The sequence below is a fragment of the Streptomyces fragilis genome, assembly GCF_003112515.1.
GTDB lineage: Bacteria > Actinomycetota > Actinomycetes > Streptomycetales > Streptomycetaceae > Streptomyces > Streptomyces fragilis.
Map to the genome: position 1 here is coordinate 1751766 of NZ_BEVZ01000002.1, position 16573 is coordinate 1768338.

Below are 16573 nucleotides of genomic sequence, written 5' to 3' on the forward strand. Positions count from 1 at the left end.
CCGGAGCAATCCGGGGCGGCCTTCGCCCGTTCCCGGGCGCCGATCGGCCTTTCGGCCCGATCGACAGCGCGCGGGCCCTTTTCCGGGCGGCGGGGGGAACGGGTTCACCCTCTGTTCGCCAGGTCGACGCGGTCGCTCGCGTGCCTTCGAAAAGCGAACGGGAGGTCTTGACAGTGTCCCTACAGCCTGCGAACTATGGGAGCGCTCCCACAGGTATGGGCGTCACCTCCCACCTTCCCGTCCGCCACGGGCCGAGAGGCCCTTGGGAAAGGAACGCACCCGCATGCAGCTCCTCAGGAGACACCGGCCTCGCCTGCGCGGTCCAGCCACCGCGCTGGCCGCCTTACTGGCGTTACCCCTCACGATCTCCAACCTGTCCGCCGCGCCCGCGCACGCGGCCGCGGTCCAGTGCAGCGTGGACTACAAGACCAACGACTGGGGCTCCGGCTTCACCGCCGAGCTCACCCTGACCAACCGGGGATCCGCCGCCCTCGACGGCTGGAGGATCACCTACGACTACGCCGGCAACCAGAAGCTGAGCAACGGCTGGAACGGCGTCTGGACGCAGTCCGGCAAGACGGTCACCGTCACCAACACGAGCTGGAACAAGACCCTCGCGGCCGGCGCGGCGACCACGGCCGGCGCCCAGTTCAGCTACAGCGGGACCAACGCCGCCCCGACCTCGTTCGCCGTCAACGGCACCACCTGCACCGGGGCCCACCAGCCCCCGGTCGCCGTGCTGACCAGCCCGGCGCCCGGCGCGACGTACTCCGTGGGAACCGAGGTGCCGCTCGCCGCCACCGCGGCCGCCGCCGACAACGCGACCATCAGCAAGGTCGAGTTCTACAGCGACACCGCCCTGCTCGGCACCGACACCACCTCGCCGTTCGAGCTGAAAACCAGCACGCTTGCGGCCGGCGACCACTCGCTCTACGCCCGCGCCTACGACTCGCAGGGCGCCACCGGCGAGTCCTCGCCGGTCGGCATCAAGATCGTCTCGGGTCCGTCGGTCACGGCCACCCCGACCCAGCTGGGCGTCCGCCAGGGCACCAGCGCCACCTACGAGGTCAGCCTCTCCAAGCAGCCCTCGGCGAACGTGACCGTCACCACCGCGCGGGAGTCCGGCAACACGGGCCTCACCGTCAGCGGCGGCGCCAGCCTCACCTTCACCCCGCAGAACTGGAACGTCGCGCAGAAGGTGACCATCTCCGCGGCCGCCTCCGGCACCGGCTCCGCCGTCTTCGCCTCCTCCGCGAACGGTCACACCGCGGCCAAGGTGACGGCCACCCAGCTCTCGGCCGGCGGCACCTACGACGCCAAGTTCCTCGAGCTGTACGGCAAGATCACCGACCCGGCCAACGGCTACTTCTCGCCCGAGGGCATCCCCTACCACTCGGTGGAGACGCTCATCGTCGAGGCGCCGGACCACGGTCACGAGACCACCTCCGAGGCGTACAGCTACCTGATCTGGCTGCAGGCCCAGTACGGCAGGGTCACCGGCGACTGGACGCGCTTCAACAAGGCGTGGGAGACCATGGAGAAATTCATGATCCCCACCAAGGCCGACCAGCCCACCAACTCGTTCTACAAGCCCGGTGAGCCGGCCACCTACGCGCCCGAGCACGACCTGCCCTCGCAGTACCCGGCCAGGCTGGACCCGTCCGCCAAGTCCGGCGCCGACCCGATCGCGGCCGAGCTGAAGAGCGCGTACGGCACGGACGACATCTACGGCATGCACTGGATCCAGGACGTCGACAACACCTACGGCTACGGCAACGAGCCCGGCAAGTGCAACGCCGGACCCACCGCCACCGGCCCGTCCTACATCAACACCTTCCAGCGCGGTCCGCAGGAGTCGGTCTGGGAGACCGTGACCCACCCCACCTGCGACAACTTCGCCTACGGTGGCAAGAACGGCTACCTGGACCTGTTCACCGGCGACTCCTCGTACGCCAAGCAGTGGAAGTTCACCAACGCCCCCGACGCGGACGCCCGCGCCGTGCAGGCGGCCTACTGGGCCGACGTCTGGGCCAAGGAGCAGGGCAAGGGCTCCGAGGTCTCCACGACCGTCGGCAAGGCCGCCAAGATGGGTGACTACCTGCGGTACGCCCTCTTCGACAAGTACTTCAAGAAGGTCGGCGACTGCGTCGGCCCGACCACCTGCCCCGCGGGCAGCGGCAAGAACAGCGCCCACTACCTGCTCAGCTGGTACTACGCCTGGGGCGGCGCCACCGACACCTCGGCGGGCTGGTCCTGGCGCATCGGCTCCAGCCACGCGCACGGCGGCTACCAGAACCCGATGGCGGCCTGGGCGCTGAGCAACTACGCCCCGCTCGCCCCGAAGTCCTCGACGGGCAAGACCGACTGGTCCACCAGCCTGAAGCGGCAGATCGAGTTCTACACCTGGCTGCAGTCCAGCGAGGGAGCGATCGCCGGCGGCGCCACCAACAGCTGGCAGGGCCGCTACGCCCAGCCGCCGTCCGGGACGCCGACCTTCTACGGCATGTACTACGACGAGAAGCCGGTCTACCACGACCCGCCGTCCAACCAGTGGTTCGGCTTCCAGGCCTGGTCCATGGAGCGCGTCGCCGAGTACTACTACCAGACCGGTGACGCCAAGGCCGGCGCGGTCGTGAAGAAGTGGGTCGACTGGGCCGTCTCCAAGACCACGGTCAACCCCGACGGCACCTTCCAGTTCCCGTCCAACCTCCGCTGGGAAGGAGCCCCGGACACCTGGAACGCCTCGTCGCCCGGCGCCAACAACAACCTCCACGTCTCGGTGGTCGACTACACCAACGACGTGGGTGTGGCCGGCTCGTACGCCAAGGTCCTCACCTACTACGCCGCGAAGTCGGGTGACGCCAAGGCCAAGACGACCGCCAAGGCGCTGCTGGACGGCATGTGGGACCACCACCAGGACGGTCTGGGCGTCTCCGTCCCGGAGACCCGGACCGACTACAACCGGTTCGACGACCCGGTGTACGTGCCCTCCGGCTGGACCGGCAAGATGCCCAACGGGGACACCGTCGACTCCTCGTCGACCTTCATCTCCATGCGCAGCTTCTACAAGAACGACCCGGCCTGGTCCAAGATCGAGGCCTACCTGAAGGGCGGCTCCGCGCCGGTCTTCACCTACCACCGGTTCTGGGCGCAGGCGGACATCGCCACCGCGCTCGGGGCCTACGGCGAGCTGCTCGAGTAGCGGGCGCCGCACGGCAAGGGGGGGCTGCCCCGGAGCGATCCGCTCCGGGGCAGCCCCATGTGCTCCTCCGGCGCGCCGGTCAGCCACCTCGGGCGGCGTTGAGCCGGGCCGCCCGCAGCGTCAGGTGGTCGCGTTCGGCAACGGAGGGCGCCCGCCGCGCGGCCTCGGCGTACAGCCGGGCCGCGGTGGCGGGATCGCCGTCCCGCTCGTGCAGGTACGCCGCCACCGCCGTGTGACGGGGGAGCGCGGCGTCCACCTCGGCCAGCGCCGCCAGCCCCGCGCGCGGCCCCTGCGCCTCACCGACCGCCACCGCCCGGTTCAGCCGGGCCACCGGGCTGCCGGTGAGGCCCACGAGCTCGTCGTACCACTCGACGATCTGCGGCCAGTCGGTCTCCTCGGCGCGCGGCGCGTCCGCGTGCAGCGCCGCCACGGCCGCCTGCGCCTGGTACTCGCCCAGCCGGTCCCGGGCCAGCGCCGCCTGCAGGATGCCGACGCCCTCGGCGATCGCCCGGGTGTCCCACAGCCCCCGGTCCTGCTCGGCCAGCGGCACCAGGCTCCCGTCCGGCGCGGTGCGGGCCGCCCGCCGGGCATGGTGCAGCAGCATCAGGGCGAGCAGCCCCGCCACCTCCGGGTGGTCGATCACCCGCGCGAGCTGCCGGGTCAGCCGGATCGCCTCCGCGGCCAGGTCCACGTCGCCCGAGTACCCCTCGTTGAAGACCAGGTAGAGGACCCGCAGCACCGTCGCCACGTCACCCGGCCGGTCGAGGCGGACCTCGGAGACGGTCCGCTTGGCGCGGCTGATCCTCTGCGCCATGGTCGCCTCCGGCACCAGGTACGCCCGGGCGATCTGCCGGGTGGAGAGCCCGCCCACGGCGCGCAGCGTGAGCGCCACCGCCGACGAGGACGTCAGCGACGGATGCGCGCACAGGAAGTACAGCCACAGTGTGTCGTCCACCCCGGACACCGGGCCGGGCGCAGGCTCCTCCTCGACCAGATCCTCCCTGCGGCGCCGCGCGGCCTCCGCCCGGCGGGCGTCCAGGAACCGGCGCCAGGCGACCGTGACCAGCCACCCCTTCGTGTCCCGCGGGGGGTCGTCCGGCCACACGCGCACCGCCTCCAGCAGCGCGTCCTGGACGGCGTCCTCGGCCGCCGCGAAATCGGCTCCGCGGCGGACGAGGACGGCGAGCACACCCGGCGTGAGGCTCCGCAGGAGGAGCTCGTCCATCGGCGCCGTCACTCCGTGACGGTCGGCGGGGCGCTGAGGAAGGGGCGCAGCTCGAGCCACTCGTGGATCGGCTCGCCGCCCGCCCCGGGCGCGGCCGACAGCTCGCCGGCCAGCTCCAGCGCGCGCTCGTAGCTGTCGACGTCGATGACCATCCAGCCGGCGATCAGGTCCTTGGTCTCCGCGAACGGCCCGTCGGTGACCGGCGGGCGGCCCTCGCCGTCGTACCGGACGAAGGTGCCCTCCGGCGCCAGCGCCTGCCCGTCCACGAACTCGCCGGTCTTCTCCAGACGGGCCGCGAAGTCGTGCATGTACGCGATGTGGGCCTGGACCTCCTGCGGAGTCCACCGGTCCATCGGGACGTCGTTCACCGCGGCAGGGGCACCCCGGTAGTGCTTGAGGAGCAGGTACTTCGCCATGGTGTTCTCCCAGGTCTCGTGGCGACCATTGTGGTCACTTCCACCCCGGGGACGGAGCCGGCCGACGGATCTCGACATCGGCGGCCGAGATTTCTTCCCCCACCGCGCATTCTTCCGGCCCGGCGGAGAACCCGCCAGGTCACGGGTCCCCGCCGAGGACGACCCCGGGCGGGGCCCGCCGTCCGCGCGCTCAGCCGTTCGGGTCAGTCCGGGGCGTCACCGGGCCGGGCCGGCGGCAGACTCGGAAGACAGACACCGCCCGCGAGACCCGGAGGTCGCCACCATGGTCCGCACCGTCGTCGCCGGACTCGACGGGTCGCCCGAAAGCCGCGCCGCGATCGACTGGGCCGCCCGCGAGGCCCGCATGCGGGGAGCACCGCTGAAGATCGTGCACGTCCACGAGCCCACCCCCACCCGGCTGGCGCAGGCACCCTTCCTCGCCGAGGAGACCCGGCAGGACTGGAGCCGCCGGGTCCCTCCGCAGGTCGCCGACGCCGTGCGCCGCGAGCAGCCCGGCCTGGAGGTCACCGTCGAGGGCGTCGAGGGCCGCGCGGCCGTGGCGCTCGCCGAGCAGGCGGGCCCCGACAGCCTGCTGGTGCTCGGCTCCCGCGGACTCGGCGGGCTCGGCGGCTTCATCGCCGGCTCCGTCGGCCTCGGCGTCATCGCCCACGCGGAGTTCCCGGTCGTCCTGGTCCGGGCGGGCGAGTCCGCGGCCGACGAACACCTCACCGGCACCGGCGGACACCCCGGGGACAGCCTGCGGTACCGGCCGGTGGTCGTCGGAGTGGACCCCGAGGGCGCGCCCGACGCGGTCCTGCGGTTCGCCTTCGAGGAGGCGGCACGCCGCTCCACCGCCCTACGGGCCGTGCAGGCGTACAGCCTCCCGGCCTTCTACGAATGGGCCGGCTCCGTGGAGGGGGAGCAGTTCGGGCAGATGCGCCGGCAGCACGCCGAACTGCTGGACGAGGCCCTCGCCCCGTGGCGGAAGAGACACCCCGACGTGGAGGTGCGGCAGGAGAGCGAGCCCGCGAAGGCCTCCCTGCTGCTCACCCAGGCATCCCACGACGCCTCCCTGCTGGTCGTCGGCCACGGCATCCGCCGGCACGCCTTCGGCCTGCGCATCGGCGCCGTCGCCCACGCCGTCCTGCACCACGCCGTCGCCCCCGTGGCCGTGGTGCCCCACCGCTGACGGGACGCGCAGCCCGCACCGCCCGCACCGCGCACCGCGTGCCGCCCGCGCGACCCGGTTCCGCCCGCCGAACGATGGAGTCACCCGATGAGCACGGCCCCGCACGAGGACGTCCTGCCCGACGAGGAACTGCGCACCCTGCTCGCGCACTGGCGGGCCGCCAACTACCTGTCGGCCGGGCAGATCTACCTGCTGGCCAACCCGCTGCTCACCGAGCCGCTGCGCCCCGAGCACATCAAGCCCCGGCTGCTGGGCCACTGGGGCACCTCACCGGGCCTCAACCTGGTCTACACGCACATGAACCGGGTCATCCGCAAGCGCGACCTGGACGCCCTGGTCATCTGGGGGCCGGGGCACGGCGGCCCGTCGGTCGTCGCCAACTCCTGGCTCGAGGGCAGCTACAGCGAGACCTACCCCGACGTCTCCCTCGACGCGGAAGGCATGGAGCGGCTGTTCCGGCAGTTCTCCTTCCCCGGCGGCGTGCCCAGCCACGTCGCACCCGAGACGCCCGGCTCCATCCACGAGGGCGGCGAACTCGGCTACTCGCTGGCCCACGCCTACGGCGCCGCGTTCGACAACCCCGGCCTGCTGGTCGCCTGCGTGATCGGTGACGGCGAGGCGGAGACCGGCCCGCTGGCCGCCTCCTGGCACTCCGACAAGTTCCTCGATCCCGTGCACGACGGCGCGGTGCTCCCGATCCTGCACCTCAACGGCTACAAGATCGCCAACCCCACGGTCCTCTCCCGCCTGCCCGAGCACGAGCTCGACGCCATGCTGCGCGGCTTCGGCCACGACCCCGTCCACGTCACCGGCGACGACCCGGAACAGGTCCACCGCGACATGGCGGCCGCCCTCGACCAGGTCCTCGACCGCATCGCGGTGATCCAGCGCACCGCCCGCGAGGAAGGCGTCACCGAGCGCCCCCGCTGGCCGATGATCGTGCTGCGCACCCCCAAGGGCTGGACCGGCCCCGCCGAGGTCGACGGCGTCCCCGTCGAGGGCACCTGGCGCGCCCACCAGGTCCCGCTGGCCGGCGTGCGCGACAACCCCGGACACCTGGCGATGCTGGAGCAGTGGCTGCGCTCCTACCGCCCCGAGGAACTTTTCGGCGCCGACGGCGCACCGGTGGCCGAGGTCCTCGCCTGCGTGCCCGCGGGAGCCAAGCGGCTCGGCTCCAGCCCTCACGCCAACGGCGGCCTGCTCACCCGGCAGCTGCCCGTGCCGCCGCTGGAGGACTTCGCGGTCCCCGTCGAACGGCCGGGCGCGGGCACGCACGAGCCCACCCGGGTGCTCGGCGCCATGCTCGAGCAGGTCATGAAGAACACCGCCGCACGCCGCGACTTCCGCCTCGTGGGACCCGACGAGACCGACTCCAACCGGCTCTCCGCGGTGTTCGGCGCCACCGGCAAGGCGTGGCAGGCCGAGACCCTCCCCGGCGACGTCAACCTCGACCGGCACGGCCGGGTCATGGAGATCCTCTCCGAGCACCTGTGCCAGGGCTGGCTGGAGGGCTACACCCTCACCGGCCGGCACGGCCTGTTCTCCTGCTACGAGGCCTTCGTCCACATCGTCGACTCGATGGTCAACCAGCACATCAAGTGGCTGAAGACCTCCCGGGCGCTGTCCTGGCGGGCGCCGGTGCCCTCCCTGAACTACCTGCTGACCTCGCACGTGTGGCGGCAGGACCACAACGGCTTCTCCCACCAGGACCCCGGCTTCGTGGACCACGTCCTCAACAAGAGCCCCGAAGTGGTCCGCGTCTACCTGCCGCCGGACGCCAACACCCTGCTGTCGGTGGCCGACCACGCGCTGCGCAGCAAGGACTACGTCAACGTCGTCGTCGCGGGCAAGCAGCCCTGCTTCGACTGGCTGTCCATGGACGAGGCCAGGGTGCACTGCGCCCGCGGCGCGGGCATCTGGGACTGGGCCGGCAACGAACAGGGCCGCGAACCCGACGTGGTCCTCGGCTGCGCCGGCGACGTGCCGACCCAGGAGGTCCTCGCCGCCGCGAAGCTCCTGCGGCAGCACCTGCCCGACCTCGCCTTCCGGGTCGTCAACGTCGTCGACATGACACGGCTGCTGCCCAAGGAGGAACACCCGCACGGACTCTCCGAGGCCGAGTACCATGGCCTGTTCACCTCCGACAAACCGGTCGTCTTCGCCTACCACGGCTACCCGTGGCTGATCCACCGGCTCGCCTACCGGCGGCGCGGGCACGCCCACCTGCACGTCCGCGGCTACAAGGAGGCCGGCACCACCACCACGCCGTTCGACATGGTCGTCCAGAACGACCTCGACCGGTACCGGCTGGTGATGGACGTCATCGACCGGGTGCCCGGCCTCGCCGTGCGGGCCGCCGCCGTACGCCAGACCATGGCCGACGCGCGGGCCCGCCACCACCTCCACATCCGCGCCACCGGCGTGGACCTGCCGGAGGTCGCCGAATGGACCTGGAACGACTGACCCGACCCGCCGGGCCGCGAAGAGCGGCACGGTGCGAGGAGACGCCATGGGCGAGTGGACCTGGGAGTACGAGGGCTACGACCCGGCGCAGGAGAAACTGCGCGAGTCGCTGTGCACCCTGGGCAACGGATACTTCGCCACCCGGGGCGCCGTCCCCGAGTGCGCGCGGGACCGGGTCCACTACCCCGGCACCTACGTGGCCGGATGCTACAACCGGCTGGTCTCCGACATCGCCGGGCGGCACATCGACAACGAGGACGTCGTCAACCTGCCCAACTGGCTGCCGCTGCGCTTCCGCACCGGCACCGGCCACTGGTTCACCCCCGACACCCACACCGTCGAGGGCTACCGTCAGGCCCTCGACCTGCGCCGAGGCGTCCTGGAACGCACCATGCGCTACCTGGACGGCGACGGCCGCGCCGTCCGGGTCAGGCAGCTGCGCATCGTCCACATGGCCGACCCGCACCTGGCGCTGCTGCGCACCGAACTCACCCCCGAGGGCTGGTCGGGGGCGCTGGAGATCGAGTCCGCGCTCGACGCCGGCGTCACCAACGGCAACGTCGACCGCTACAAGGACCTCGCCTCCCGGCACCTCACCCACATCCAGCCCGGCATCACCGAGGAGGGCGTCGTCTGGGTGCGCTGCCGCACCACCACCAGCGACATCCGCGTCGCCCTCGCCGCCCGCACCGAGGCCGACGCCCCGGCGGAGGTCCTCACCGAACAGGGGGAGACGGGCATCGCCCGGCTGATCCGCGTCACCGTCGCCGACGGCCACACCGTCACCGTCGACAAGACGGTCGCCCTCCACACCTCCCGGGATCCCGCCATCAGCGATCCGCTGCACGCCGCCCTCGACCGGGTCGGCCGGGCCGGCGGCTTCGAGACGCTGCTGGACACGCACGAGGCGGCCTGGGCACAGCTGTGGCGCGCCGCCGAGATCGACGTCCCCGGCGAGGCCGGCCCCGTGCTGCGGGTCCACCTCTTCCACGTGCTGCAGGTCCTCTCCCCGCACACCGCCGAACTCGACGTCGGCGTGCCCGCGCGCGGCCTGCACGGCGAGGCCTACCGCGGACACGTGTTCTGGGACGAACTGTTCGTGCTGCCCTTCCTCAACCTGCACTTCCCCGAGGTCTCCCGCGCGCTGCTGACCTACCGTCACCGACGCCTGGAGCGGGCGCGGTTCAACGCCACCGACGCCGGCTACCGCGGCGCCCTGTATCCCTGGCAGAGTGGCAGCGACGGCCGGGAGGAGACCCAGCGGCTGCACCTCAACCCGCGCTCCGGCCGCTGGCTGCCCGACCACAGCCACCTCCAGCACCACGTCGGCTCCGCCGTCGCCTACAACGTCTGGCGCTACGCCGAGGCCACCGGCGACACCGGCTTCCTGCACGGCAAGGGCGCCGACATGCTCCTGCAGATCGCGCGCTTCTGGGCCGACTTCGCCACCTTCGACAAGGAGCTCGGGCGCTACCGCATCCGCGGCGTCGTCGGCCCCGACGAGTACCACGAGGCCTACCCCGGAGCGGAGCGCCCCGGGCTCGACGACAACGCGTACACCAACGTCACCGCGTCCTGGGTGATCTGCCGCGCCCTCGACGTGCTCGCCCAGCTCCCCGAGCCGCTGCGCCGCGACATCACCGAACGCACCGGCCTCGACGACGCCGAACTCGAACGCTGGGACGACGTCTCGCGCCGGCTGTACGTGCCCTTCCACTCCGGGGTCATCAGCCAGTTCGCCGGCTACGGCGAGCTCGAGGAACTCGACTGGCACGGCTACCGCGCCAGGTACGGCGACATCCGCCGGCTCGACCGGATCATGGAGGCCGAGGGCGACACCGTCAACCGCTACCAGGCGTCCAAGCAGGCGGACGTCCTGATGCTCGGCTACCTCTTCGCCCCGGGCGAGCTGCGCGCCCAGTTCCAGCGGCTCGGCCACGACCTCGACGAGGAGACCTGGCTGCGCACCGTCGACCACTACCTGGCCCGCACCAGCCACGGCTCCACCCTGAGCAGCCTGGTGCACGGCTGGGTGCTGGCGCGGGCCCGGCGCACCCAGGCGTGGGAGTTCGTCCAGGAGGCGCTGGCCGGCGACATCGCCGACGTCCAGGGCGGCACCACGGGCGAGGGCATCCACCTGGGCGCCATGGCCGGCACCCTCGACCTGGTCCAGCGCTGCCTGCCCGGGCTCGGGACCGGCGCGGGCGCCCTGCGGTTCGACCCGGTGCCGCTGCCGCAGATGTCCGAGTACCGGTTCTGCCTGCGCTACCGGGGGCACTGGGGCGTCAAGGTCCGGCTGCGCGGACAGGAACTGGAGGTCTCCGTGGCCGCGGCCGCCCAGGACCCCGTCACGGTCCACCTGGGGGAGTGGACGGAGTCCCTGGCCCCCGGGGAGACCCGCACGGTGTCCCTGCGGGAGGGCGCGGGATGACACGCCGGTTCACGACCACTCGCACACGTACGGTAGGCTTGATCCGCACGATCACGCAGGACAACCCCGGTCATTTCGGGGAAAACCCCTGCTGAGAAGGCAACGGGACGTGGCGCAGCTTGGTAGCGCACTTGACTGGGGGTCAAGGGGTCGCAGGTTCAAATCCTGTCGTCCCGACACACTGCAGGGCACATCAGGGGCCGGTTCGGGATCTTTCCCGAACCGGCCCCTGATGTGTTCCCGGCACCGGTCGCATCGCCTCCGGAAATGTCAGGGTCACGTCATTTTCGGTGGGTCCCGGTCCGGGCCACAACCGGTGACGTCCGGACATGGGCCGACGAGGCGGTACAAGCCGATCGGGGGGCGCCAGCCGTGGGGCGCGGGGCCTGTCGACGGTTCTTCGAAATGTTTCGGAGACTTGCCCCGAAGGCCCCCTGCGAATTTCGGAAAACTTTCGGAAACATAGTCATTGACTGCCGCTCTGCGCCGTGCGCATACTCACGACCGTTCGAAACCTCCCCGTTGCGGAGACGACTCCGCACGGTCCGTACCCGTCCACCCGGCACGTCCACCGCGTATGTCCGTAGCCCGCCAGCAGGGGGCGCCGCGATCGTTGCGACTGGGCCACGTGCCCGAACCTCACCAATGCCACGGTCGGTCTGCCACGTGAAATGCCCGAATAGGTGCACGCGCACTGTTTGGGCGGCAGGCGATTACTTCACGTTCATTATTCACACGCACCTGTGCCGGTGACGACAAATCAGGGAGTTTCCAAGATGGCGAGGAAAGTGCGCAGCATCAAGGCTGTTGCGATCGGCGTGGGCATCGTTCTCGCGGCCACCGCTTGCGCAGGCAACGGCGAGACCGGCGACGACGCCTCGTCCGGCGGCAAGGTCACGCTGACCGTGTGGGAGAACGCTTCCCCCGGCCCGGGCGCGGAGTACTGGCAGTCGGCCGTCAAGGAGTACATGGCGGAGAACCCGAAGGTCACGATCAAGCTGCAGCAGGTCCAGAACGAGGACTTCGACGGCAAGCTGCAGACCGCCCTCAACTCCAACTCCGCGCCGGACATCTTCCTGCAGCGCGGTGGCGGCAAGATGCGGGCCATGGTCGAGGCCGGCCAGCTCCAGGAGCTGCCGTTCACCGACGAGGACAAGGCCAACGCGGGCGCGCAGGTCGCCGGTGCCACGATCGACGGCAAGATCTACGCCGTCCCGCTGTCCACGAACCCGGAGGGCATCTACTACAGCAAGGAGCTCTTCGAGAAGGCCGGCATCAAGTCGACGCCGACCACGATGGCCGAGCTCGAGGACGCCATCGCCAAGCTGAAGAAGATCGACGTCGCCCCGATCGCGGTCGGCGCCAAGGACGCCTGGCCCGCCGCGCACTGGTACTACAACTTCGCCCTGCGCCACTGCAGCGAGGACGCGCTGAACAAGGCCGGCGCCGAGCTCAAGTTCGAGGACCCCTGCTGGACCAAGGCCGGCGAGGAGCTGCAGGACTTCCTCAAGATCGAGCCGTTCCAGAAGGGCTACCTGACGACCCCCGCCCAGCAGGGCGCCGGTTCGTCGGCGGGCATGCTCGCCAACCACAAGGCCGGCATGGAGCTCATGGGCAACTGGAACCCGGGCGTGATCGCGGGCCTCACCCCGGACAAGAAGCCGCTCCCCGACCTCGGCTGGTTCCCCTTCCCCGCTGTCGAGGGCGGTCAGGGTGACCCCACCGCCATGATGGGCGGCAGCGACGGCTACTCGGTCGCGAAGGCCGCGCCGAAGGAGGCCTTCGAGTTCCTCCAGTGGCTCGCCACGAAGGAGCAGCAGGAGAAGTACGCCAAGGGCTTCAGCACCATCCCGGTGAACAAGGCGGCCCAGGGCGTCGTCACCGACGAGTACAACAAGTCGGCGCTGGAGGCCTTCAACAAGGCGGCCTACTCCGTCATGTTCCTCGACACCCAGTACGGCCAGAACGTCGGCAACGCGATGAACACCGCCGTCGTGAACCTGATGGCCGGCAAGGGCACCCCCGAGGACATCGTCAAGAACACCAACGCGGCTGCCGCGAAGGGCTGAGTAAGGAACCATGAGCGACACCCTGGGCACTGGCACGGCCACCGGCCGTCAGTCGCAGGGCACGCCCGAAGCCGGGGACGCGGCCAAGTCCGCGCCCCCGGCTTCGCCGCTGGCGACTGGACGTCGCCGCAGTGGCCGTGCCCGGATGCGACTCGAGATCGCGATTCTCTCCGGACCGGCGATCCTCGTCTTCCTGGCCTTCGTGATCTTCCCCGTGGCGCTGGCCGCGTACTACGGCTTCTACCGGTGGAAGGGATACGGAGACCCGACCGACTGGGTGGGGCTGGACAACTACAAGCTGATCCTCGGCGATCCCGCGTTCCAGGAGGTGCTGACGCACAACCTGCTGATCGTGGTGCTCTCCCTGTTGATCCAGGGACCGCTGGCGATCGGCCTGGCGCTCCTGCTCAACCAGAAGATCCGCGGACGCTCGGTGATCCGCATCCTGATCTTCGTGCCCTACGTCATCTCCGAGATCATCGTCGGCACCGGCTGGGGTCTGCTGCTGCAGTCCAACGGCGCCCTCAACGACCTCCTGGGCAAGATCGGCCTCGAGTCCTGGCAGCACGACTGGCTGTCCGACCCGGACCTCGCCCTGTGGACGCTGATGGGCATCATCACCTGGAAGTACATCGGCTTCGCGGTGATCCTGATGCTCGCCGGCCTGCAGTCCATACCCGACGAGCTCTTCGAGGCCGCGGAGATCGACGGCGCCTCCTACTGGCAGATCCAGCGCCGCATCACCCTGCCGCTGCTGGGTCCGACGATCCGCATCTGGGGCTTCCTGTCGATCATCGGATCGCTCCAGCTGTTCGACCTCGTCTTCATCATCTGGGGCCCGTACATCGCGGGCACCGCGGGGACGTCGACGATGGCGATCTACATGGTCGCCGAGGGCCGCAACGCGGCGAACTTCGGCTACGGCAGCGCCATCGCGGTCGTGATGTTCGTGATCTCGATGATCGTCGCGCTGTTCTACCAGCGCTTCGTCCTGCGCCGTGACCTGCAGGGCGCCGTCACCGAGGGAGGCGCGAAGTGAGCGCTACCACCGCCAAGTCCGCGAACCTCACGGGGATCGCGCGGCGCCGGCGCACCAACCGCGGCGACCAGGGCGCCAAGCAGAAGTGGGGCAACCCCTTCACCTACATCGTCGCGCTGCTCTTCATCACGGCGTGCATCGCACCGGTGCTGTTCATCGTGCTCGGCGGGTTCCGCACCAACTCGCAGTTCACCACCGACCCGTCGGGCCTGCCGAGCCCGTGGTCCCTCGGCAACTACACCGACGTCCTCGCGACGCAGACGTTCTGGGGCCAGTTCGCCAACTCGGTCGTCGTCGGCCTGGCGAGCACGGCCGGCATCGTGGTGCTCGGCCTGATGGTCAGCTTCGTGATCGCGCGCTACGAGTTCAAGTTCAAGGGCGCGATGTACTCGCTGTTCGCCGCGGGCCTGATGTTCCCGCTGGTCATCGCGATCACGCCGCTGTACATCATGATCAAGAACCTGGGCCTGATCGACAACCTGCTGGGCATCATCATCCCGCAGATCGCGTTCGGCCTGCCGACGACCGTCATCATCCTGGTGCCGTTCCTCAAGGCGATCCCCAAGGAACTCGAGGAGGCCGCGTCGATCGACGGTACGAGCCGGCTCGGGTTCTTCTTCCGGATGGTGATCCCGCTGTCCACGCCCGGCGTGGTAACGGTCAGCATCCTGGGCTTCCTCGGCAGCTGGAACAACTACCTGCTGCCGCTGTACGTCCTGAACTCCGAGGCCAACTACACCCTGCCCCTCGGCGTCCAGGCGCTGTCCGCCTCGCAGTACTCCCAGGACACCGCGAAGATCCTCGCGTTCACCTCGCTCGCGATGCTGCCCGCCCTGATCTTCTTCTCGATCTTCGAGAAGAAGATCGTCGGCGGCCTGACCGGCGCCGTGAAGGGCTGAGCCGCACCCCGTCCGCACAGGACCGTCCCACGCCTGCCCCTGCCGTCCCCGCGGCGGGGGCAGGCCCCTTTGACCGCGGCGGCGCGCCCCGGCACGCCGCGCGCCGCCCCAGGAAGGACCCCCGCCATGCCCCGCGCCCACATCGAGCTCGACCGGAAGGCCGTCGTCGCCCCCGTCCGGCGCCGCACCTTCGGCTCGTTCGTCGAACACCTCGGCCGCTGCGTGTACACCGGCATCTACGAGCCCGGGCACCCCAGCGCGAACGAGGACGGCTTCCGCATGGACGTCGTCGACCTCGTCAGGGAGCTCGGCAGCACGACCGTGCGGTACCCGGGCGGCAACTTCGTCTCCGGCTTCCGCTGGGAGGACTCGGTCGGCCCGCGCGAGCAGCGGCCGGTGCGCCGCGACCTCGCCTGGCGCTCGCTCGAGTCGAACCAGGTGGGTCTCGACGAGTTCGCCAGGTGGCTCAAGCTCACCGACTCCGAACTGATGCTCGCGGTCAACGTCGCCACCCGGGGCATACTGCCGGCCCTGGACCTGCTCGAGTACGCCAACCACCCCTCCGGCACCACCCTGTCCGACCTGCGCATCGCCAACGGCACCCCCGAGCCGCACGACGTGCGCATGTGGTGCCTCGGCAACGAGATGGACGGCCCCTGGCAGACCGGCTTCATGACGGCGGACGACTACGGGAAGATCGCCGCCCGGACCGCCGCCGCGATGAGGATGGCCGACAAGGACCTCGAACTGGTCGTCTGCGGCTCCTCCGGATCCGGCATGCCGACCTTCGGCGACTGGGAGCGCACGGTGCTCGAGCACACCTACGAGCACGTCGACTACGTCTCCTGCCACGCCTACTACCAGGAGCTCGACGGCGACCTCGGCTCCTTCCTCGCCTCCGCGACCGACATGGACTTCTTCATCGACACCGTCGTCGCGACCGCCGACCACGTGGGCGGCAAGAAGCGCTCGAAGAAGAGGATCGACGTCTCCTTCGACGAGTGGAACGTCTGGTACCTCAAGGAGCACCAGGAGCAGGAGGCACGGGAGACCGACCTGGAGTGGCGGCACGCCCCCCGCAAGCTCGAGGACGTCTACACCGTGGCGGACGCCGTGGTGGTCGGCAACCTGCTGATGACGCTGCTCAAGCGCAGCGACCGCGTCACCTCGGCGTCGCTCGCGCAGCTGGTCAACGTGATCGCGCCGATCATGACGGAGCCGGGCGGACCGGCCTGGCGGCAGACGACCTTCCACCCGTTCTCGATCACCAGCCGGCTCGCCTCCGGGGAGGTGATCCGGCCCGTGATCGAGGCGCCGGTCTACGAGACGGCGCGGTACGGCGAGGCGTCCCTCGTGGACGCCGTCGCAACCGTCGACGAGGACCGGGCCGCGGTGTTCCTGGTCAACCGCGACCAGCGGGAGACGGCCCACGTCACCATCGACGTGCGCGGCCTCGGGTCCTCGCGCGTCGTGGAGGCGCTCACGCTCGCCGACCCGGACGTGTACGCGAAGAACACGCTCGCCGAGCAGGACCGGGTGACGCCGGCCGCCAACGCGAGCGCGACCCTCGCCGACGGCACGGTCACCGTCGAACTCCCGCCGGTGTCCTGGACGGCGATCGCCCTGCGCTGACCGTCCGG

Annotated in this window: 10 protein-coding genes and 1 tRNA gene; 9 read left to right on the plus strand and 2 right to left on the minus strand. The window is 70.6% G+C overall.

Going from position 1 to position 16573, the window contains the following annotated elements; all coding sequences use genetic code 11:
- The first annotated feature begins 283 nt into the window (after window positions 1-283).
- Complete coding sequence (locus Sfr03f_RS09395; RefSeq protein WP_108953178.1) at window positions 284-3202, plus strand: glycoside hydrolase family 48 protein; 2919 nt, start codon at window positions 284-286, stop codon at window positions 3200-3202.
- Window positions 3203-3281: 79 nt separating this feature from the next.
- Here Sfr03f_RS09395 and Sfr03f_RS09400 read toward each other — a convergent pair whose 3' ends face one another.
- Both Sfr03f_RS09400 and Sfr03f_RS09405 read right to left on the minus strand, forming a co-directional pair.
- Entirely contained in the window at window positions 3282-4427 is a 1146-nt protein-coding gene (locus tag Sfr03f_RS09400) for an RNA polymerase sigma factor (protein WP_108953179.1), read from the minus strand.
- Window positions 4428-4435: 8 nt separating this feature from the next.
- The gene (locus tag Sfr03f_RS09405; protein ID WP_108953180.1) at window positions 4436-4843 is read right to left on the minus strand and encodes a YciI family protein; all 408 of its coding nucleotides are present in this window, start codon (window positions 4841-4843) and stop codon (window positions 4436-4438) included.
- Between the two features lie 283 nt (window positions 4844-5126).
- Here Sfr03f_RS09405 and Sfr03f_RS09410 point away from each other — a divergent pair, with 283 nt between their 5' ends.
- The 8 genes from Sfr03f_RS09410 (at window position 5127) to arfA (ending at window position 16565) form a co-directional block, all read left to right on the plus strand.
- Window positions 5127-6032, plus strand: coding sequence for a universal stress protein (locus Sfr03f_RS09410; protein WP_108953181.1), 906 nt, complete (start codon window positions 5127-5129; stop codon window positions 6030-6032).
- 87 nt (window positions 6033-6119) lie between these two features.
- The gene (locus Sfr03f_RS09415; RefSeq protein WP_108953182.1) at window positions 6120-8495 is read left to right on the plus strand and encodes a phosphoketolase family protein; all 2376 of its coding nucleotides are present in this window, start codon (window positions 6120-6122) and stop codon (window positions 8493-8495) included.
- Window positions 8496-8541: 46 nt separating this feature from the next.
- On the plus strand, window positions 8542-10926 hold the full coding sequence (locus tag Sfr03f_RS09420; protein ID WP_108953183.1) for a glycoside hydrolase family 65 protein: 2385 nt from the start codon (window positions 8542-8544) through the stop codon (window positions 10924-10926).
- Between the two features lie 103 nt (window positions 10927-11029).
- Window positions 11030-11103: transfer RNA gene (locus Sfr03f_RS09425), tRNA-Pro, on the plus strand.
- A gap of 599 nt (window positions 11104-11702) precedes the next feature.
- Window positions 11703-12995, plus strand: a complete 1293-nt coding sequence (locus Sfr03f_RS09430) for an ABC transporter substrate-binding protein (protein ID WP_108953184.1) — start codon at window positions 11703-11705, stop codon at window positions 12993-12995.
- Window positions 12996-13005: 10 nt separating this feature from the next.
- A complete protein-coding gene (locus Sfr03f_RS09435) occupies window positions 13006-14034 on the plus strand; it encodes a carbohydrate ABC transporter permease (protein ID WP_108953185.1) in 1029 nt (342 codons plus the stop codon).
- Complete coding sequence (locus Sfr03f_RS09440; RefSeq protein ID WP_245967475.1) at window positions 14031-14933, plus strand: carbohydrate ABC transporter permease; 903 nt, start codon at window positions 14031-14033, stop codon at window positions 14931-14933. The genes Sfr03f_RS09435 and Sfr03f_RS09440 overlap by 4 nt, the downstream gene beginning before the upstream one ends.
- Before the next feature lie 126 nt (window positions 14934-15059).
- Complete coding sequence (gene arfA, locus Sfr03f_RS09445) at window positions 15060-16565, plus strand: arabinosylfuranosidase ArfA (protein WP_108953186.1); 1506 nt, start codon at window positions 15060-15062, stop codon at window positions 16563-16565.
- The last annotated feature ends 8 nt before the right edge of the window (window positions 16566-16573 follow it).